General features: G+C 57.6%; 12 protein-coding genes. 3 read left to right on the top strand and 9 right to left on the bottom strand.

What is annotated here, in order from left to right; translation table 11 throughout:
• Positions 1 to 29 precede the first annotated feature (29 nt).
• The 9 genes from AU11_RS16075 to AU11_RS16035 form a co-directional block, all read right to left on the bottom strand.
• Positions 30 to 1,571, bottom strand: a complete 1,542-nt coding sequence (locus AU11_RS16075) for a glycoside hydrolase family 16 protein (protein ID WP_051687382.1) — start codon at positions 1,569 to 1,571, stop codon at positions 30 to 32.
• A gap of 220 nt (positions 1,572 to 1,791) precedes the next feature.
• Positions 1,792 to 4,632, bottom strand: a complete 2,841-nt coding sequence (locus AU11_RS16070; protein WP_231492073.1) for a di-heme oxidoredictase family protein — start codon at positions 4,630 to 4,632, stop codon at positions 1,792 to 1,794.
• Between the two features lie 168 nt (positions 4,633 to 4,800).
• Positions 4,801 to 6,300 carry a tryptophan halogenase family protein gene (locus AU11_RS16065; RefSeq protein ID WP_043320667.1) on the bottom strand — a complete coding sequence of 500 codons (1,500 nt, stop codon included), beginning with the start codon at positions 6,298 to 6,300 and terminating at the stop codon, positions 4,801 to 4,803.
• Between the two features lie 39 nt (positions 6,301 to 6,339).
• Positions 6,340 to 7,380, bottom strand: coding sequence for a cupin-like domain-containing protein (locus AU11_RS16060; RefSeq protein WP_043320666.1), 1,041 nt, complete (start codon positions 7,378 to 7,380; stop codon positions 6,340 to 6,342).
• A gap of 18 nt (positions 7,381 to 7,398) precedes the next feature.
• The gene (locus AU11_RS16055; RefSeq protein WP_043320665.1) at positions 7,399 to 8,130 is read right to left on the bottom strand and encodes a SapC family protein; all 732 of its coding nucleotides are present in this window, start codon (positions 8,128 to 8,130) and stop codon (positions 7,399 to 7,401) included.
• 126 nt (positions 8,131 to 8,256) lie between these two features.
• Positions 8,257 to 11,250: a TonB-dependent receptor gene (locus tag AU11_RS16050; RefSeq protein ID WP_043320664.1), complete on the bottom strand. Its 2,994-nt coding sequence runs from the start codon at positions 11,248 to 11,250 to the stop codon at positions 8,257 to 8,259.
• Positions 11,251 to 11,606: 356 nt separating this feature from the next.
• The gene (locus AU11_RS16045) at positions 11,607 to 12,440 is read right to left on the bottom strand and encodes a sugar ABC transporter permease (RefSeq protein ID WP_231492070.1); all 834 of its coding nucleotides are present in this window, start codon (positions 12,438 to 12,440) and stop codon (positions 11,607 to 11,609) included.
• A gap of 128 nt (positions 12,441 to 12,568) precedes the next feature.
• Entirely contained in the window at positions 12,569 to 14,875 is a 2,307-nt protein-coding gene (locus tag AU11_RS16040; protein ID WP_081848204.1) for an extracellular solute-binding protein, read from the bottom strand.
• A gap of 2 nt (positions 14,876 to 14,877) precedes the next feature.
• Entirely contained in the window at positions 14,878 to 15,975 is a 1,098-nt protein-coding gene (locus AU11_RS16035) for an ABC transporter ATP-binding protein (RefSeq protein ID WP_043320663.1), read from the bottom strand.
• Between the two features lie 368 nt (positions 15,976 to 16,343).
• Here AU11_RS16035 and AU11_RS16030 point away from each other — a divergent pair, with 368 nt between their 5' ends.
• The 3 genes from AU11_RS16030 to AU11_RS16020 all read left to right on the top strand — a co-directional run bounded on the left by AU11_RS16030 (position 16,344) and on the right by AU11_RS16020 (position 20,218).
• The gene (locus tag AU11_RS16030) at positions 16,344 to 17,927 is read left to right on the top strand and encodes a TolC family protein (protein ID WP_051687379.1); all 1,584 of its coding nucleotides are present in this window, start codon (positions 16,344 to 16,346) and stop codon (positions 17,925 to 17,927) included.
• 106 nt (positions 17,928 to 18,033) lie between these two features.
• Positions 18,034 to 18,882, top strand: coding sequence for an efflux RND transporter periplasmic adaptor subunit (locus AU11_RS16025; protein WP_156035405.1), 849 nt, complete (start codon positions 18,034 to 18,036; stop codon positions 18,880 to 18,882).
• A 1-nt stretch (position 18,883) separates the two neighbouring features.
• The gene (locus AU11_RS16020) at positions 18,884 to 20,218 is read left to right on the top strand and encodes an efflux RND transporter periplasmic adaptor subunit (protein ID WP_043320661.1); all 1,335 of its coding nucleotides are present in this window, start codon (positions 18,884 to 18,886) and stop codon (positions 20,216 to 20,218) included.
• Positions 20,219 to 20,236: the final 18 nt, after the last annotated feature.

The raw sequence follows: 20,236 nt of genomic DNA, 5'->3' as shown, positions 1-20,236 counted from the left end.
AATGGGACGGTATGTGGGGGCATGAACCGCTAGCGGGTCCAGATAATATTATCGATCTGCAATATTGCCCCCATCTGATTATCCCAGGTGGGCGATATGACAAACGGCGTATTGACGCTACTGGCGTTGAGACCACCTTCGACCAGTGCCATCACCGGAATTTGATAATGTGCCCACTGGTCCGGCGCGGGCATATCCAGCGGGTAATCACCAGAGGAACACGGATGGCCGCAATCCGCGCGGAATGTTAAACCCGCAGCACCGGCATCCGCCGGCTCGTTGAGAACCCGCAGGTCAAACTCCACATAGGTGTAATCGCTCAGGTCGTAAGCGCTGTCGGATTGATAGAAACCGATCCCCTGATTGGTGTTGTAGGTGATCTGCGCCACCTCGCCATACTCACCACCAATGTTCTCGATGGTGTAGCCAATATCCCCATGGGCGGTCCAGGTATACCAGGCGTATGGGGCCTTGGCCTCACCGTCAAAAATCACCAGCTCGCCGTCGGTACTGTCCGGAGCCTGCGGAGGCTCCAGCCCCGGGTTGTGGACAAAATCACCGTCGCTGCTGGCACAGCCTTTACCGGTATCAAAATTTTCCGTGCACTGATATACCCGCACGTAGTCGATGACAAAGTCCTGTGGAAAAGCTTCTTCATCGATACCGGTATCATTCACGTTCGCGGGCCAGTCGCCCCCCACAGCCAGGTTCAGTATCAGGTGAAAGGGCTGGTCGAAAGGCGCCAGCGGATTTTCCAGTTCCGCGGTGGTATACCAGCCGTCGCTGGTCTGGGTCGCATAGTGGTCCCCGTCCACATACCAGCGTATCTCCCCCTCTTCCCACTCCACGGCGTAGGTGTGAAAACCATCGGCAGGATTGAGGTCACCGGGAATCTGGTAGGCCTCACCGGTGTGTTTGTTGCCGGGCCAGGTACCGCCGTAGTGCAGCGTGCCGTACACCCGATCTTCGCCGCCGACTTTCAGGTTGACCGCCTCCAGAATGTCGATTTCGCCAGAAAGGGGCCAACCACCATAGGCCCAGTCCGTGGGCAGCATCCAGAACGCGGGCCAGCTCCCCTGTCCGAACGGCAATTTCGCGCGCATTTCAAAACGACCGTATTTCCAGTCGCCCATGTTCTTGGTGCGCAACCGGGCGGAGGTAAAAGAGCCACTGCCGGAGGTATCGTTGGCGTCGTAGTTCGGATCATCGTCCACCACGGAAGGTCCTGTGGCATCTTCGCGAATGGCCCGAATATGCAGCATGTCGTCCGCTACCCAGGAGTTATCCGGGGAATCCGTATAACACTGGGCTTCGTTATTGCCGCCACCGGTGCAATTTTTTTCGTGAACCCATTTTTCAGCATCGATCGCACTGCCGGAAAACTCATCGGACCACACCAGACAGTAACCGGAGTTTTCCGGGTCCTCCAGGCATTGTTCGGGGCGGGTATCGACCACCGGCGGATCAACAATAGTCTCACCCGGATCTACGTTATTGGAACTGCCACCGCCACATCCGACTGCGGCCACGGCAACTGCCAGTGTGGTGTTGCGGATCAGGAATCTCGACATCGCTGTCTCCTTTTACTGTGTTTATTCTTATCACTGTTTATTTTTTCACTTAGGTCCCCACAGGGAACGCCACCTTTTTAGCGCAGGAAATGAATATCCGTCGCCCCACATTCCGTTGGTACACAACCTGGGCCCTGTGACTTTCTGCCCCGCCAATAAAAAAGGCGCGGAAAAGTTTCCGCGCCTTTCTATCAGTCCTTGCCAATTATTGTTTGAAAAATCAGAGTGAATTCAGGAAGCTCAACAAATCCTGTTGTTGTGCACCACTCAGGCTCTGGTAAGCATTGTTGGCCGCCTGACCTTCCCCACCGTGCCAGAGAATAGCCTCTTCAATGCTGCGCGCCCGCCCGTCATGGAGATAGCCGTGCTGAGGTGTACAGATTTCGTTGCCTTGACCACCCTGAGGGTTTATCACCCCACCAGTAACACAAGCGGAAAGCCCCAGTCCCCAAAGTGCCGGGGTACGCCATTCGGCACCGCTGGCTTCGGCTTCACCCAGGTTGTCCGCAAGCCCCGGTCCCATATCGTGCAACAGCAAGTCGGTGTAAGGGTGAATGGTCTGATTGCGCAGCTCCGCGAACGGATGCTGTGAACTGGTCTGATGGGTTGGGGTATGGCAACTGGCACAGCCAATATCCGTGAACAGTTGCTTGCCATTTACCACAGCAGGATCATCATAGTTCCGCTGCGGGCGCACGCCGAGCAGCGCCACATATTTAGTCAGATCCTGCAGATGGTTATCGGCAAGTTCCGCTCCAGTCGCACCGCAATCGCTCTGGCTACTGCCGCAATCTGGTTGTGGGAAGACCGACGTCATGACCCCCATATCGGTATTGAACGCCCGGGCCAGCTGGTGACGGATACTGGCCATACCGGCCTTCCAGCCAAAACGCCCCAGCCGAGTCTCTCCGGTTTCAGGGTCAATCACGCGATTCACTCGACCGGAAATACCATCGCCATTGCTGTCATCTGGGTCCGCCAGTGCAATGACCGAGCTTTCGTCGATGGCTTCCAACAAACCCATGCCGACAATACTCGGGGCGATACGTGCGGAAAACCGCTCGGGCACAACACCGGTAAAGGCATAGTTGGGAGAGCGCAGTCCATTCTGCTCCGTCCAGCTCGCGATCGATACCTGGCCTTCGCTGACGGCCCCGTTACGCGCCTTGGGCTGCAGAGCAGAGCCAAGATATGGATCTGGATCACCATTGGCCGCGGCCACCTTGAATGTCCACTTATCCAGGGGTTCGCCCACCGCTGCTGGCACCGCACGTCCATTGCGCTGGTGGCAGCTGGCGCAACTGTCGTTGATATAGTGAGGGCCGGCAAGACCGATCATTGGTGCGAAGGGCGGGTTATCCACGGGATTCTCGTCATGCACTCCATCGATGGCAGAGCTGTGTAATACACGACGCCCGAGCATAAATGGCTGCGCATTGTCATAGCCGAGATTGGTGGCCATCTGCATATAGTGGTTGTCTGTCTCTCCGGAAGTCAGCGCGTGTATGGTGGTATCGCCTCCAAGCCATGCCGTCTCGGGAATTTTGACCGAGTCTTTTATTCCACCAAACGGTGTCGCGCCGCCAACATCCCAGGGAACCAGTCCCTCACCCACGATATACAGGAACGTAGTTCCGTAATAATTTGCACGACCGTTCGGCACGCTGGGGTCCAGAAACTGGCTGATTTCAAACTCCAGCTTGTCACCCACCTGAATGTTGCGGCCTTCCCGGCAGTTATAGGTGCGCTCCTTGTAGTAGTTGTACTGATCGACAACCACCATCACTCCGTTGTCACAGTATTCCGCCACGGTGCCAACGCCGCGATAAAACCAGCGATTCTCTGCTTCGGTATCACTCAGCTTGAACTGGGTGCGTACATTCATTCGCACCGAGTCTCCACCCTTGGCCACTTCATCAATAATTTCGATAGAAGCGGTGCGATCCTCCCAATAAAAACTCAGGTAGTGATCGTACGCCTGAAACATATCCTCTTTGGCATGACGGTCGCGCGCCCGATCTGAAAAACGGGTAACCAGCGCCGTTGGTGTCTCGAATGTGATCGCCGGCTCCAACTGTGTGCTGCTGTCATACAGCGGAACGATCGATCCCAGGTCTGCACCAGACGACGAGCCGCCAGATGACGAGCTTCCGGAAGAAGCACCTCCCGATGAGCTGCTGGAACTGCTGGAGCTGCCGGAGCTACTGCCACCGGACCCACCTGAGCTACCGCCGGAAGAGGACGAAGAAGAAGAGGACGAAGAAGAAGATGACGAGGAGGACGACGAAGAGCCGCCCTGACCGGAAAACACATATTGGCTTGCCGGAATATTTTCGCCAACACCACCGGTTATTTTCGTGTAGGAAACATTGAGCACGTCACCGGCAGTCAAACCGGGAATATCGTATGTCCAGAGACCGGAGGTCTCGACCATGCGCACATTCATCTGGCCGCCACCATTGATTGAATAGTGAATATCGACAATATCACCACCGGTCACCCGCGCCTGAAAAGTGCTGCCATTCAGTTCCACCACACAGCCTGAATCGCAATTTGCCGGACTACCGAACACGCCCATTTCCCAAATAGAGTAACCCCAGTAATTCCCAGCACTGCGGCTGATTCCCTGAATTCTCACATGCTGATAAATACCACTCACATCGACGGTGTCGGTGCGGTGCCCAAACTCGCCGCCGGTCTGCACACTCAGCGTGTTCCAGTCCACACCATTGTTGGAGCCCCAGATTTCGTAGGTTTCAGGGTTCGCGGCCTCCCAGAATATTTCCACCTGATCCAGGTCATAGGGCTGGCCGAGATCCAGCGCGATCCAGGAAGGATCTGTCTGCCCCGCAGACGCCCAGCGGGTGCCTGTATCGCCATCAATGGCATTACTTGCGGGGAGGTCGGCGGTGCTGGCAGAAACACTTGCACCGGTAGCCAAGTTGGACTGTTGTGCCAACACAGTGAGCGGGAATGTCAGTGCAAAAACAATCGCACTGCCGGTGATTACGGGAAAGGCGGGCACAGAAGTAGTGCCACGCCTTTTGGAAAATAGACGCATGGTTGAGCCTCGCTTCAGCATAGTTTTTAGTATTTGGAGCACGAGCATCGAGACGCCCGTATCGGTTCACCTCGAGAGTGAAACTAGTTTCTCGGGTGCGTAGTGTCGTCCCACTTTGGGGGATCTCCGAACATGGTGCAAAGCGAGTCATGCAAAGCGTCTACCTCATCACATTGCGCCCTGTTTTGACCTGCAGTAGTGCTCAATAAATTCCATATGATGGGGCCAGCTTTCCACGGTGTCGCGGACCTGGCGACGGATACCGTCAAGAAAGTTGGTAAGTTCGCGCTCACTCATCATGTCGACGATTGGGTGGTAGGTCTGCGGCATCAACCCCTGACCAAGCATCACCTGCAACCAGGAGCTTTCTCCAAACAGCTCGGTACCGTTCTGATAAACTCGACCGCTCTCCTCAAAGACCTGCATACGCCGAGCGAGTGATTCTGGAACGTCCATTCCACGACAGTGACGCCAGAATTCGGAATCCGTTCGATCTGTGAGCTTGTAATGGAGAACCACAAAGTCGCGCACATTTTCCGTCTCTTCGCGAATCAGCTGGTTATATTCATCGACATCCGCCTGAACAACTCCGCGGGACGGGAAAAGCGTGAGCAGGCGCACAATACTGCGCTGAATCAGATGGATACTGGTGGATTCCAGGGGCTCGATAAATCCGCTGGAAAGACCTATAGCGATACAGTTTTTGTTCCAGTGCTGGCGACGGGTACCGGTACGAAATGGAATGACTCTCGGAGCATTCAGCGGCTCACCTTCCACATTTTCCAGCAGTATTTTTGTCGCATTTTCTTCATCCAGGTAGTGACTGCAGAAAACCAGTCCATTACCAGTGCGGGACTGCAGCGGAATACGCCATTGCCATCCGGATTCCCGCGCAATTGAACGGGTATAGGGCACAGGGCTTTGCGCTTTACCAGTCTGAACCGCGACCGCCCGATCACAGGGCAACCAGTGCCCCCAATCGTCAAAGCCGGTGTGTAATGCCTTGTCGATCAACAAACCCCGGAAACCCGTGCAGTCTATAAACAGGTCGCCTTCCAGCCGCTCACCACTTTCCAGCATCAGGGACTGGATATAGCCGGTGTGAGGGTCTAGCTGAACCTGTTCGATCTTTCCTTCTATTCGTACGGCACCGTGCTTTTCTGCGAGGCGGCGTAGAAATGTTGCATATAGACTTGCATCAAAGTGATACGCATGGGTACGTTCACTACGAGGGGAGACGGCATAGCGACCCATCCGTGCACCCAGGTGCTCTTTGGTGTAGTCGCCAATCTGATAGTCGATACCCAGTTGCCGGCCCCGGACCCAGAAATGGCTGAAATTACACGCCCAGCAATCCTTGCCCGCGGCACCAAAGGAGTGAATGTAGTCCTGCCCCTTCTCTTTCCAGTTTTCGAATGCGATCCCCAGTTTGAAGGTCGCATTGGTCGCCGCCATCATTTCCCGCTCGTCAATCCCGAGCAGCTGATGGAAAAGATGCAGGGTCGGAATGGTTGCCTCGCCCACGCCCACGGTACCGATTGCCTCGGATTCAACCAGGCGGATATCCAGATTTTTTCCCAACAACTTTGCCAGCGCGGCCGCGGCCATCCAGCCCGCCGTTCCACCACCGGCGATGACCACCTTACGAACTCTTTGCTGTGTACTCACACTTTCGCTCTCGATTATTATTTTCAGGATTTATGACTTTTAACGTTTCAGATCATTCTGCAGTTTGGTCCGCAACTGCATCGCAGTTTCAAGCGACATAGGCTGTTCGAGAATCCCCCTTGCTGCGGGCTCGATATGTGCCGCGCCGCTCTCCTCGGCAGCAAACACGTAATAATCGAACAGTGCGCGCCACGCGTTGCGCTGGTGTGCTGGCAGATCCCGCAGACCGAGCATGGCATGCATCAGCGCATTGGTGGGGCGCCCCAGATACGCGGCAGAATCCCGCCACCAATGGGTATAGAGGACATTCAGCGTGTCCAGGCTCTCCACGTGATGCCACCACATCCCCGGAATATACAATGCATCACCCGCCTGCAGCTCGGCCGTTTGCGCACGGGCCAATGCGTCGCGAAAACGGGGGAAGCGCTCGAAGTCTGGATTGTAGAAATCCACAAGACTGATTTCCTGCCCTCCCGGCGCGAATTCCAGTGGCCCTGGATAGAGGTTGACGATTTCTTCCGGTGGAAACAGGGTAAAGCGCCGTCTGCCGGCAATATTACAGGCCAGATTGTTGGGGAAGTCGTAATGGGCAGCGACACGCACCCGGTTACCGAGCCACAAGGAACCCACGGGCGATACATCGGACAGTCCCGCATCATTTGTGCTGGCGAATGGTGGAAACCAGAAGGAGGTCTGACTGGAAGGCATATAGCGCATGGGCGCGGGCGACGCCCCGGCGGTAGAAAGCAGGTCGTCCAGCAATTCCCCAAGAGCCACTCTGCGGGACTGAAAATTAAACCCGGTAAGATCTTTATTGTAAAAGATCCGCCCTTCCGTTTCCGGGTCGCCATAGCAGCCGTTAACAGGCTGGCCACTGTAATGGTCGAGAAGATATTCCGCCATTTTCCGTGCAGACTGCTTACCGGCACTTACCGCGGGGAAATGTGCGCAATAGTTTCGCAACACCAGTGGCCGGGTAACGCCTTCCACTGAAGCCAATACATTTTCCGGAGTAACATCCCAGGTTTCGTCCGCATACGGCAGACCTGCGGTTTCTATAAATGGTCGCCCGGATTTCATGCTTGCCCTCCGGTCAGATCAATCATGTACACTGCGACGATTTTTCTCATCAATCAAACGCCGGACCTGAGACTGGGACGCCAGCACCATATAGATTGCTTCCAGAAAACCGGCCCGGTGCAGTTCACTGAGGTCTTCACCATTGAGTGCCCGCAGGCGTGGCTCATCGATGGTATAAAACCCCTTCAATTGATTGATCGTACCGTTGTTCAACGTGACATCCATGGTGAATGGTTCCAGCAATCCGTGAATTTGCAGCGCGCGGATAAATTTCTCACTCTGTTCGATACCCTGGTGAATGGCTTCAAGCATATCCGACACGCCGTCAAGAAACGGCGAACTGCCACCATACTCCAGAAACAGAGGCTCGCCCTGCTCCCGACTGACGCGAGGACTGTCGAGGTCGATATGAATCACCCGGCGGGTTTTCTGCACACCGTCTTCGACAAAATGCTGGCGCCCAATTAAAAATGGTTCCCGGCGTACGGTCAGAGGAAGATAGGAAGCGGCCCATTGATCATTGTTGAGATAGAGATTTTCACCGGGCTCCAGGCCAAGCAGTACCAGAGGAAAGAATGCGCCGGTACTGGCATCCCGCTGAAAAAAGATGGGGTACTGCCCCTGAAGCGCGCGAAATTCCAGGGGAAATGTCAGTGCATACCAGACGTCATCACCCAGCTCTGCAGAGCGCCCGGTTCGCACCCGAAGATCACAGTGCTCTACGTTATTCAGCAATACCGCATTCGTCATACTATTATTCTCTTCCTTTTTTATTATCTGCCATCAGATTTCAAGCATGTTATCTGCTATAAAAAAAGCCGCTGACCATATGATCAGCGGCTTTCCCTGCCAGTTCAAACCATCCTGTGCTCTGGTTTAAAAGGCGTAGCGCGCACCCAACTGCCAGCGCGCACCACCCTGGTAGTAACCCATCAGCTGACGTGAATCACGGCCGTAAACACGCTGGTACTCATCGGTTACGTTAATCCCCTCAAGGAATACCTGCATGCCTTCAAGCTGTGGTAGTTCATAGCTCACGTTCAGGTCAATCTGGCTGTAAGCTTCCACATACTGTGGGTTGGCACCGGTGTTCTGGCCGCGGGAACTCAGGAACTCATCCCGCCAGTTATAGGCGATCCGCGCCTGGAAGCCGTTCTTATCGTAAAAGCCCACCAGGTTGGCAGAGTCGCTCAGGCCGACCATGGCCTCCTGATCCACCAGTATGTACGGGTCATAACTGAGTTCGGAATCTACGATGGTGTAGTTCGCCTGCAGGCCAAACCCGGTTTCACCGAACATGTGCTGCACTGCCAGTTCGACACCGTCGATGGTATTGTCCACATCGCTGTTTACCGGGGTATCCACCAGGAACACCATGTCATTGTCGGTGGCCGGGTTACCGGTAATAAATATCTTATCCACGGTAACGCCGTCTTCGAGGTAGGTCACATTGACGAAGTCGCTGTCGGCGTAATTGGCGGCAATATACTGACGAATGGATTCCGCATCATTGGCACCGTTCGCACGCGCCTCATCCACCAGAGCACCGTCTGCCGGGTTGGCAATATTGAACAGTGATTTCTCGGTTTTGGCATTGCTGATGAAGTTGGATACATCCTTGCGGAACAGGCCCACCGACGCGTAGCTGGTCTCGCCGTAATACCACTCCACAGACAGGTCGTAGTTGATGGACTCGTAGGGCAACAGGCTCGGGTTGCCGGTGGAGCCGCCACCAATGCCGCCGTTGGCGATAGTGCCGATCGTGGTGCCACCTTTGATGGAATTGTAATCCGGACGGGTGATTGCCTTGCTGACTGCCGCGCGGGTCACCACGTCTTCTGTCACGTCCACTTTCAACGCAATACTGGGCAACCAGTAATCGTAGTTACCCTCTTCGCTCAGATAAACCTGTTCACCGGTGCCGATGATCGCCACTTCGTTGTTGGAGTTCCATTCTGCGCGATCGTATTCAGGCACCACAGATACCGAGTCCACATCGGTCTGCTCGTAACGCAGCCCCGTGTTGATCTCGTAAGGCATTCCGCGCATTTCGGAGGTGAAGTTGTACTGTGCATACACGGAGGTGGACGTCTCGGTGGTGGCACGATCGGTGTCAGACGCGTAATCGGTGGACGCGCAGAAGGCAGTTCCACAATCGCCTACACGATTGGCCGTGCCCGCGTCGGTAGCGTTGTTCGCGTACAGGTCTTCGGCGATCGCACGCACCGCGTCAAAATCCCAGTCGTAATAGATATCCAGGGGCTCCAGCCCGCCGATCTCGGAAAAATCTCCCCAGGACTCATCAAACTTGTCGGAGATACTTTTGGCCGTAAACAGTTCGTCCGGCAGATCCGATGCGGGGCCCGCACCACCCCAGTTATTGCGCTGTACAAATACGGACTGAGAGCGATTGCTCACTTCCTGACGGGCGATACCGAAGTCGATATCACTGGATTCGTTGATCTCGTAGTTACCACCAAAGCGGAACTGGTCCACCTCGGAATAATCTTTGGAATTGGTGAATACTGAACCGGTAACAATGATATCGGAGGCATTCAAACCGTTGGCGGAGTCCACATAGATCGCCGGGATCTCGCCGGTAAAGTCCACGCTGCTGGCCTCGCGCACCATGGCGGCGACGGTCAGCACATTGCTGGTACCCCAGGGGCTGTCCGGAGTGCGCTCGGCTTCCGAGTGCTGGCCGTCGAAGAACAGGTTCAGCCGGTCACCAACCTGCCATTCCAGGTTGATCCCGAGCATATTCCCTTCGTGGATCTCGGCGGTGCTGCCGCCACCCATGGCCACATCACTGGGCGCCCCGTAGTATTCGGAGTAGATGATCGGCGTGGAGATGGGGCCGTCACTCCATACACCCCGCTGATCGCCCTGCCAGGCGTGATATACGGAAATATCATTGAACTGCTTGGCGATCTTGTTCTGGTAGTAGTTGTAATCCAGGGTTGCGGTCACATCGTCAGTGGGCGCCCACTGCAGCACCAGCTGACCATTGGTGCGCTTGCGCTGCTGCTCTTCAAACTTGAAGGCCGCGTTCTGCGCAACAGAATAGATGTCGCCCTCACCGGGACGGTTTACCTGATTCTCCAGCGGGACCGCGCCCCAGGCATCATTCACGCCGTCCCAGTTGTTGTCCATCTGGCCTTCAACACTGATCCAGCCACCGGGAACCAGCGCCTGTTGGCTGCCGCTCTCGCGCTCCTGCACGGAACCGGAAATGGCCACACCGAATTTGCCATCGGCAAAGGTGTCGGAATAGAAACCGCTGTATTCAGGCGTCATGCTGGCATCGTCGGAGGACTCATCCAGCACCCCTTTTACCCCAAAACGTAGGGTGCGCTCCGGGGTATTGAAAGGACGCGCGGTCAGCAGGTTGATGGTGGCGCCCATGCCACCGGAGGGCAGTGTTGCGTCGCTGGTCTTTGAGACCTCGACACCGGTCACCATATCGGAGGCGATATTCTGGAAATCAAAGGAGCGGCCACCGGTGGTGCGCGCCACCTGACGGCCATTCAGGGTTACCAGGTTGAAATCCGGCCCCAGGCCACGCACCGTAACCTTGCTGCCTTCACCATTCACCCGGTCGATAGAGACACCGGAAATCCGCTGCATGGATTCCGCCAGATTGGTATCGGGGAACTTGCCGATATCCTCTGCGGAAATCGCATCGACGATACCTTTGGCATCGCGCTTCACGTCCATGGATTTTTCAAGGCTGCCGCGGATGCCCAGCACCACCACCTCTTCCAGGGCGGATTCCGCTTCGGTTTGAGCCAGGGCGCCGCCGCTTACGCCAGCGAGGGTGGCGATGGCCACCGCAATGGAATTCTTCTTGAATCCGGTCATTCTGTTCATGGAGTTGTCTCCCCCATCGTCACGTCATTTTATTTATTGGTTTCGCCAGAGTAGGGACCGCGTGAGACCGCAACAGGATAACCCGATCTGGCGTGAGGCTATACTCCTGCGCCGCGCCAGAATGCGTCGTCCCACCTTGGGGATTTGGCCAAAAATGGACTTTCCCACCTTGGTTTCGGCAAAGCGGGAACGAAAAAACACATATAAATCAACAGCTTAAATGGAAAGCGCCAGTCCGCACCGGATTGGGACATTTTCCGGGCCATTACGGGGCGAGACGGCTCAAAGCAGGGGCCTGGGGAGCCCGCAAGCCACTGACCGGTTGTGTGATCACGGATAAGGGTGCATCTGCAGCGTCAGCCTTTCACCGCCCCGGCGGCGAGCCCGGAAACCAGAAAGCGCTGCAGGGAAAGAAACAGCAACATGACCGGCAGCGAAACCAGAATGGAACCCGCCGCAAAGTACCCCCACTCCGAGGCGTAGTCACTCACGAAGAAGCGCAGGCCCACGGGTACCGTATACAGGGATTCATCGTCCATGAAAATGGAGGCCAGAATGAATTCGTTCCAGGCAGTCATGAACGCGAATAGCCCGGTAACCGCTATGGCCGGTCGCGCCAGCGGCAGGATAATACGAGTGAAGATGGTCCAGTGGCTGGCCCCGTCGAGCAGTGCCGACTCTTCAATCTCGTAGGGCAGAGTGTCGAAGTAGCCCTTTAACATCCACACGCAGAACGGCAGCGCGGTGATGGAGTACACCAGTATCAATCCCAGCCAGGAGTTCCCGAGCCCCAACCACTGCACCACGATCACGTACAGAGGAATCAGCATCAGCATTGCGGGAAACATCTGCGAGATCAAAAACAGCAACATGCCCCGCTGGCGGCCGGCAAACCGGAAGCGGGAAAACGCATAGGCGGCCGTACAGCTCAGGGAAAGACCGACAACGGTGGTGGCAATGGCGACCACCAGGCTATTGCCGAGCCATTGCAGAAACGGCTGCTCGGAAAGCACCGCGCGAAAATTCGCCAGGGACCACTGTTCCGGTAATGGAACCAGAGCCATTAACTGCCGGGCGATGCCGGCATCCTCCGGCAGGCGGACCAAGGTCAGAGACTGCTGGCCGGAGAAGGCGAGGCTGACAACCCACAACATGGGATAGAGAACGATCAGCGAAGCCAGTGTCAGCAAGACGAAACGCCAGCTAAAAATATCCTGTGCAATCCTTTTCGGCACCCGCCTGCAAGCCAACCAGGCCCGGTGCCAAACCGGTTCGCCTGCAAGCAGGCTCCTGCGGGGGGGAGTCCCACCGGGAAAAGTCATCGGGCCACCTCCAGGGTGCGACTGACACGGGTCTGCCACAGGGTATAACCGAACAGCAACGCCAGAATTACCATGGAATAGGCGGCGGCGTAGGCATACTGGTACTTCTCGAACCCGATACGAAACGCCTTGGTGATCAGAATATCGTTGGCGCCGGCGGGCGCACCGTCACTGACCAGGTAGATGACGTTAAACATATTGAAGGTCCACACCACCGACAGAATCACCGCCGGGATCAGCACAGGTTTCAGCAGCGGCAGGGTAATCCGGCGGAACTGAAACCAGCGCCCGGCCCCTTCCACCCGGGCCACCTCGTACAGCTCCCGCGGAATCGACTGCAACCCGCCGAGGATCACCACCATCATGAACGGGATACTCAACCATACATTGGTTATCAGGCCGGTCACAAAGCTGGTACCGATAGAGTCAAACCAGGCCACCGGCGCCAGCCCGAGGATCTGCAACCCCTGGTTGAACACCCCAAACTGCGGATGGAACATGCCTTTCCACACCAGCGCGGTAATGTAATTGGGAATGGCCCAGGGCAGGATAAGGATCAGGCGGAACCAACTGCGCCCGACGATTGGCCGGTCGAGCGCCAGTGCCAGTACCATCGCCAGCCCCACCGCCAGAATCACGTTGCTGGCAGTCCAGATAATGGTCACCAGCAGGGTCCAATAGAAGTTGTCGAAATCCAGGCTGCGCTCGGCCCCCTGACCTCGCCACAGGTGAAAATCCCCAAGGATTGCCGCGTAGTTATCCAGCCCCACAAACCGCGACCACAGAGGCGCGTGCTCGTTGAAGACGGTGGTATCGGTAAACGACAACAACAGCCCATAGCCAAGTGGAAACAACACCAGTAGCAGCATGCCCAACATGGCCGGCAGGATATACAGATACGCGGTGCGGTTGGCCTGCCAACCCACCATCAGCCGACGTCGATAACGGTGCCAGCCCCAGGCCGCGAGCACCACCAGCACAACGGGAATCACCCACAACCAGAGCGGCATCTGTGCCGGGGTTTCCCCTCGCCGGCGGGATCGCTCCAGGCGCGTCAGGTCCGCACTCAGTTGCCGCTGAAGCTGCTGCATCTCCGCTTCCGGCTGCGCCACGCCCTTGACGACTTTTTTCAGCGCATTTTCCAGAGGCACCCACAGCAGCGTCATCGCCGGCAGATTGGGAATAGGCACCGCGTGTTCCAATTGCTGGCGAAATGCCATGGCTACATGATTTGTCGCGACACTAGGGTGTTCAAACGCACTGATATTTGCCGGCAGCTGGCCACCTTCCGTGGCCATGATTTCCGCGGAGGCGCGGCTGGTGAGAAATTCCATCAGCGCCACGGCCTGTTCCGGGTGTTGTGACCAGGGTGACAGGAACAGTCCCTCCACCGCCACCCAGGGTGACAGGGGTTTACCGCTCTCGCTGTTGACCGGCAACGGCGCTACCCGGTAATTCACCTGCGGCGCGATTTCTCCGAGCATCCAGGGGCCACTGATCACCATCGCCGCACGCCCCTGATTGAACAGGTCTGTCACCAGAGTACTGCTGGGATCCTCCGGCAATATCCGGTCCTGGCGCGCCCAGCGCGCGAGCATCTGCAGAGAAGCAACATTCGCCGGACTATCCAGATCCAGATTGCCACCGCGATCGAATGGACCCTGCCCGAAGCTGTTCATCAGGGCGCCGTGAAAAAAGGGTTCGGTATAGCTGTACGCGAGACCGAAGCGCCCGGCAGCGCGGTCGGTGTGCCGCAATGCCTCCGCCACCATGCCGTTGGTGGTCGCGGGCGGTGACTGCACCAGGTCGGTATTCATGATCAGCGCCGGGCTCTTGAACGCAAACGGGAGGCCGTAGAGATCGCCGGTAAAAGTCATCGCATCCAGCAGGTTTGCCGGGAAGCGCCGCAGTAACCGCTCGCTCACGTAGCGATCGATGGGCGCAATGGTGTGCCCGGAGCTGGCCCACCCGCCGAGACGATCGTGGGCAAAGACAAACAGGTCCGGGCCCTGCCCCCGGGGCAGGGCCGCGGACAGCTTATCCGCGAAGCCGCCAAAGGGGACCGCCAGAGCTTTCACCTGCACCGCGCTCTGGCTGCGGTTGTAGTCGCGAATGCGCTGCTCAAACGCAGTGCGCTCGGCACCGCGGTAGCTGTGCCAGAGAGTCAGGCTATCCGCAGCCCTGGCGCTACCGGAAAGGCAAATCAGCAGGCACAACACTGCCTGCACGAGCCTGCCCAGCAGCCCCACCAGCCCGGTAGCTGTGCGCCTGCGCAACGGGCTCCCGCAGGATATTGAGGCCATGATCACATCCGCACTCCGGCGCGGGCAGTATCACTGCGAATGCGCTGTTGCGTCTGTGCATCGAACAGATACACCGCCGCGGGATCAAACGCGAGTTCCAGTGCGTCACCGAGAGTGAATGCCCGCAAACCCGGCAGCCTCGCTATGACCTGCTCCCCGCCCTTGCGCAGGTGTATCAACATCTCCGCCCCCAGGCTCTCAACCAGCTCGATCTCGCCGGAAAGTCGTGGCCAGTGGGCCGGCGCGCTAGCCGCGTAGACCAGCCTTTCCGGGCGCAGGCCGAGCAGTAGCGCGCGGCCCACTCCCTGCAGGTGCGGGCGCGGCAGTGTGAGCAGGTCGCAACACAGCTGGACACCGTCGTTGGCAACCGCAACCAGGTTCATCGGCGGCGAACCCATAAAGCCCGCCACAAAGGTGTTGTCCGGGTCGTTATACAGCTCCAGCGGCGTCCCCACCTGCATCAGCTCCCCTTTATCGAGAATCGCGATGCGGGTGCCTAGGGTCATGGCCTCCACCTGGTCGTGGGTGACGTAGACCGACGTAGTGCCCAACTGGCGGTGCAGACGGTGAATGACTCCGCGCATCTGCACTCTCAGCTCCGCATCGAGATTGGACAACGGCTCATCGAACAGAAATACCTGGGGGTCGCGCACCATGGCGCGCCCCAGGGCCACCCGCTGATTCTGCCCCCCGGACAACTGGCCGGGCTTGCGCGCGAGCAGATCCGACAGCCCCAGTGTCTCGGCGGCATCCCGCACCCGACGATCAATGCCCAGCTTGGGAAAATTGCGCACCCGCAGACCAAATGCCATGTTTTCATACACGGACATATGCGGGTAAAGGGCGTAATTCTGGAACACCATGGCGATGTCCCGGTCCTTGGGGGGCAGGTCGTTAACCCGGTGCCCCCCAATATACAGATCGCCGCCACTGATGGATTCGAGCCCCGCAATCATCCGCAGGGTAGTGGATTTGCCACAGCCGGACGGGCCTACCAGTACCATAAATTCGCCATCGCGGATCTCCAGATCCAGGCCGGGCACGGTCGCGGGACCATCGTCGTAGTACTTGCTGACGCCTCTGAACTCAATATTGGCCAAGGGGACGGGTCTCTCTTATCGTCGATATTCAGTTTTTATTATTGTCGTTCTGCGGTTGGCAGGATTCTCAACCACAGGCCGGATTGTGCCCCAGAATTGTCACCGCCGCCTCCCCCCGCCCCATTTAGATTGGCCTAACCAACCCTGATCGCCTGCAGATCCACACACAAAAACAAGAACCCGCCGCTATACCCGGCCGTCTTGCTGCGGTGCTCCCTGACGCCACTCCCGACCGCCAAGGTGTAATGCGGCGACGAAACCCGGAGATCCTGTCCTCTCCACACAGCGAGCTGAAACATTTGTACTAAATTGATCTGGCGCAGATGTACCGCGTAGTAGTCGATAAGTATTTATAAGGACTCAGAGATATGCGCCAGGCCTCGCTTGCGGCTTTTATTGCAACCTTTGGCGTCACCCTCGTGACTTTGTCCGCCTGCTCGGTAAAACCGACCGCCATGGACGACGCCACCATTGATCAACGCGCCAGTGGTGACTGGCAAACCGCCTTCGGCAATCAGCAGCCCGTCACCGGCCCCATCGGTCTGAATGAAGCCATTGCGCGGGCCATCGCCTACAACATGGACAATCGTCTCAAGCTGATGGAGGCGGTGGTCGCCAACCGCAACCTGCGCCTGTCGCGCTGGGACATGCTGCCGGAAATTGCCGCCAGTGCCGGTTACAACCACCGCAACAAACAGCACTTCGCCAGCAGTGAAGACGTAAACGGCAACGAGTCGCTCGCCCAGTCCACCTCTCTGGATAAGACCTACAGCACAGCCGGACTTGAATTGTCGTGGAATGTGCTCGACTTCGGTATCAATTATCTCTCAGCCAAACAGGCCGCCGATGGCGTGATGATTGCGATCGAGCGCCAGCGCAAGCTGATGCACAACGTGATCATGGACGTGGAATACGCCTTCTGGATGGCCGCCGCCGCCCAGCGTGCCCAGGCCCAATTGCCCGGGCTGATCGAGCAGACCCGGCGCGCGCTGGAAAAATCCCGCGAGAGCGCCGAGCGCGGATTGCGCCAGACCGAGGCCAGCCTGGCCTACCGTCGCGACCTGCTGGACCTGATGCAACAGCTGCTGGCGCTGGAAGGGGATATGCACAACGCGAAGATGGAACTCGCCTCGCTGATGGGGCTGCCCCCCGGCACTCAGTTTCAGGTCAGCGCCAAATCCAGCGATATGCTGCGCAGCCCCTTTGCGGAAATGAGTGTGCTGGAGCTGGAGCAGTACAGTCTGCGCAACCGCCCGGAGCTGCTGGAAGAGGATTACCGCGAGCGCATCGCCGCAACGGAAATCCGCAAAGCCTGCCTACAGTTATTGCCCGGCCTTGAACTGCGCACCGGCTATTTCTACGACGACAACAGTTACCTGCTGTACAACGACTGGGCCGAAAGCAGCCTGCGCCTGACCTGGGATTTACTCGGCACCGTGGTCGCCGGGCGCGACCTGATCGGATACGCCCGCGATAACGAACGCCTCGGTGATGTACGCCGCGCCGCATTGACCGTTGCGGTGCTCACTCAGGTGGACCTCGCCTATAGCCATGTAAAACGCGCACAACTCAATCATGGCTATGCGGTGGAACTGGCGGATATCGACCGCCAGATGGCGAGTCAGTCCCGCGCGCGCTGGCAGTCCAGCCAGGGCACCGAACTGGAAAGTATCCACGCCTCTACCCAGGCTCTGCTTTCCAGCGTACAGAAAGATGTGAGCTACGCCGACTGGCGCAGTGCCAATGGGCGGCTCAGTAACGCGGTGGGCTTCCAGCCCGAGTTCTATATCGACTACCGCCAGCCGCTGGAAGTGATCGAACAACAGGTCGCGGACATGCGCACCCAGAGCGCCAGCATGGAATTGCTGCCGATCGGGGGCTACAACCCGGAAGGTGTCGAGAGACGCGAGACAGAAATCCGTGCAGACGGGCAAGCCGCAGCGCACTGGTAAACGCCGCAAGACTTTTCCAGGACACATTCATTAGTCCGACCTTCAGAAACTGGAAGCCACTCACATCGCTGATGTGGCTGCGAACGATGTACAGGTGGTACCCGTCATGCAAATCCGAAGCGCTTTTTCCGCGGTGCTGCTGGCAGCCTGTGTAGCAATGACAAGCACAGCGGGTGTTGCACTGGCCGCCGGCGAACCGAGTAGCAGTGGAGAGCAGAACTCCGCCCCTGCCAAACTCAACGCACTCAGTCGGGTGCAGCTATCCAGCGAACTGGCCGCGCGCATCATCGAAGTCCATGTGCGCGCGGGCGACCGCTTCAACAGAAATGATCTGCTTGCACGTTTCGACTGCACAGAATTGAGAGCCGAACTCGAAGGTGCCGAATCCCAGCGCACACTTGCGCGCCGCCAGCTGGATGCGAATATTTCACTACGCCAGCTGGGCGGCAATATCAGCGAACTGGAAATGCTGCAGAGCGAGGCGCAGCTGGCAGAGACCACCGCCAATGCCAAGGTGCTCACTCACCGCAACAGCCTTTGCGAAGTGCGCGCGCCTTTTGATGGTTATGTGGTAAGCCGCTCCGTGGAACCGCACCAGCGCACCGAAGTCGGCGCGCCACTGTTCGAGCTGGTGGACAACCGCGGGCTCGAAGTCGAAGCCATCATTCCCTCTGTATGGCTCGCCCATCTCTCCATCGGTGACAACTTCCAGGTCTTGATCAATGAAACCGGTCTGACCTACTCCGCCACCTTGCAGCGCATTGTCCCTGTGGTTGACCCGGTAACCCGCACCGTAAGGGTCATCGGTGTTATTGATTCCGGCGAAGAGTCGATAACTACATCCCGGCTGCTGATTTCCGGTATGAGCGGAGAAGCCAGGTTCCAGCGGGCGAAAAGCACCAGCGACCTCCTCGCCGGCGGCTCCGATAAAAGCGATCATCGCGGAGCCAACTGAGATGGATGCAAAACTGCTGGAGAAACTCAACGGTTTTCTGTCCCTGCAAAAGAAACTCCGTGATGCAGCCGATGAACAACAGATTGGCCGTATCGTCTGTACCGATAGCCAATGCCTGCTCGCGTTTGATGCCTGCCTGTATTTCAGCGGCCCTCAACTGAATCTTGCTGCGGCATCCAATGTCACCAGTGTTGACCCGACCAGCAGTGAAGCACAGCACTGGCGCGGTGAAGTCAGGAATTACCTTGATGAGGCGCGCAAGCAAGCGTCTCCACAAACACCGGTTCAGGTGCAGATACATACCGCGGGTGGCGCAACGCCGGAGGCTTCCGCCACCGTCGACACCCGAACCCTTGCGCTGCTACCCATCGAAAAAAACAATGGGGATCTACTGGGCTGCCTGGTCCTGTTGCGCGCGCGCAAACTCTCACCTCAGGAACAGGAGATTTTTCGGGAAATCGGTGGGGCACTGTGTCATGGGCTGCTGGCCCTGCGGGGGCAACAACATGGACGGTGGAAAAACTGGCTGAGCCGCCGTCCGCTGATCGCCGCGGCAGCAATCGCAGGGATCTGTGCAATCCCGGTGCGCCAGAGTGTTCTGGCCCCGGCCACACTGGCGGCTATAGAACCGCGCATCGTGTCCGCGCGCACCGATGGCGTGATACGCGATATCAATATTCCACCCAATGCGCCGGTACACAGCGGCGATCTGCTATTTACCCTGGAAGATGCTGAGGTCAACGCGGAAATCGATCGTGTACAGCAGGAAATTTCCCTGTATAGCGAACGCCTGCGCATGACGCGCCAGTATAATTTTCAGCAGACCTCCGCCGGCCACAAGCTTGCGGAAGCGGAAACCGATTTATCCATCCGCACCCTGGACCTGGAATTCCAACAGGCACAGCTGGACAAAACCCGCATACGGGCGCAGGCCTCCGGTGTGGCCATATACACCGACCGGGCGGAATGGATCGGCCGGCGGGTGCGCGCCGGTGAAAAGGTAATGGAGATCGTGCAGCCGGAGGCGCGCCAGATCCAGATAGACCTGCCAACCCGCGACGCGATCCATCTTCCACCCAATGCGCGAGTGGTATTTTATGCCGAGTCCGACCCACTCGCTCCCATCGAAGGTGAACTGCACTACCACAGCCTGCTGACCAGTGAGGGCGAGAACCTGCCCGCGAGCTACCGACTGCTGGCGACCATTGGGCAGGATCATCCCCAGATCCACATCAACACCCGCGGCCATGCGCGGGTGTACGGTGCACGGGTGCCACTGATCTATTATCTGCTGCGCCGTCCGCTGGCCTCCGCCCGTCGCTGGGCCGGAGTCTGACACCCGCCATGAGGTAAC

The sequence above is a fragment of the Microbulbifer sp. HZ11 genome, from assembly GCF_000708675.1.
Lineage (GTDB): Bacteria > Pseudomonadota > Gammaproteobacteria > Pseudomonadales > Cellvibrionaceae > Microbulbifer.
The sequence above is the reverse complement of the archived record's forward strand: the minus strand, read 5'-3'. Positions and strand labels throughout refer to the sequence as shown.

Coding starts and splice junctions, on each gene's coding strand:
- AU11_RS16075 (WP_051687382.1), bottom strand. CDS start 1,571: ATGTCGAGATTCCTGATCCGCAACACCACACTGGCAGTTGCCGTGGCC.
- AU11_RS16070 (WP_231492073.1), bottom strand. CDS start 4,632: ATGCGTCTATTTTCCAAAAGGCGTGGCACTACTTCTGTGCCCGCCTTT.
- AU11_RS16060 (WP_043320666.1), bottom strand. CDS start 7,380: ATGAAATCCGGGCGACCATTTATAGAAACCGCAGGTCTGCCGTATGCG.
- AU11_RS16055 (WP_043320665.1), bottom strand. CDS start 8,130: ATGACGAATGCGGTATTGCTGAATAACGTAGAGCACTGTGATCTTCGG.
- AU11_RS16050 (WP_043320664.1), bottom strand. CDS start 11,250: ATGAACAGAATGACCGGATTCAAGAAGAATTCCATTGCGGTGGCCATC.
- AU11_RS16040 (WP_081848204.1), bottom strand. CDS start 14,875: ATGGCCTCAATATCCTGCGGGAGCCCGTTGCGCAGGCGCACAGCTACC.
- AU11_RS16030 (WP_051687379.1), top strand. CDS start 16,344: ATGCGCCAGGCCTCGCTTGCGGCTTTTATTGCAACCTTTGGCGTCACC.
- AU11_RS16025 (WP_156035405.1), top strand. CDS start 18,034: ATGCAAATCCGAAGCGCTTTTTCCGCGGTGCTGCTGGCAGCCTGTGTA.
- AU11_RS16020 (WP_043320661.1), top strand. CDS start 18,884: ATGGATGCAAAACTGCTGGAGAAACTCAACGGTTTTCTGTCCCTGCAA.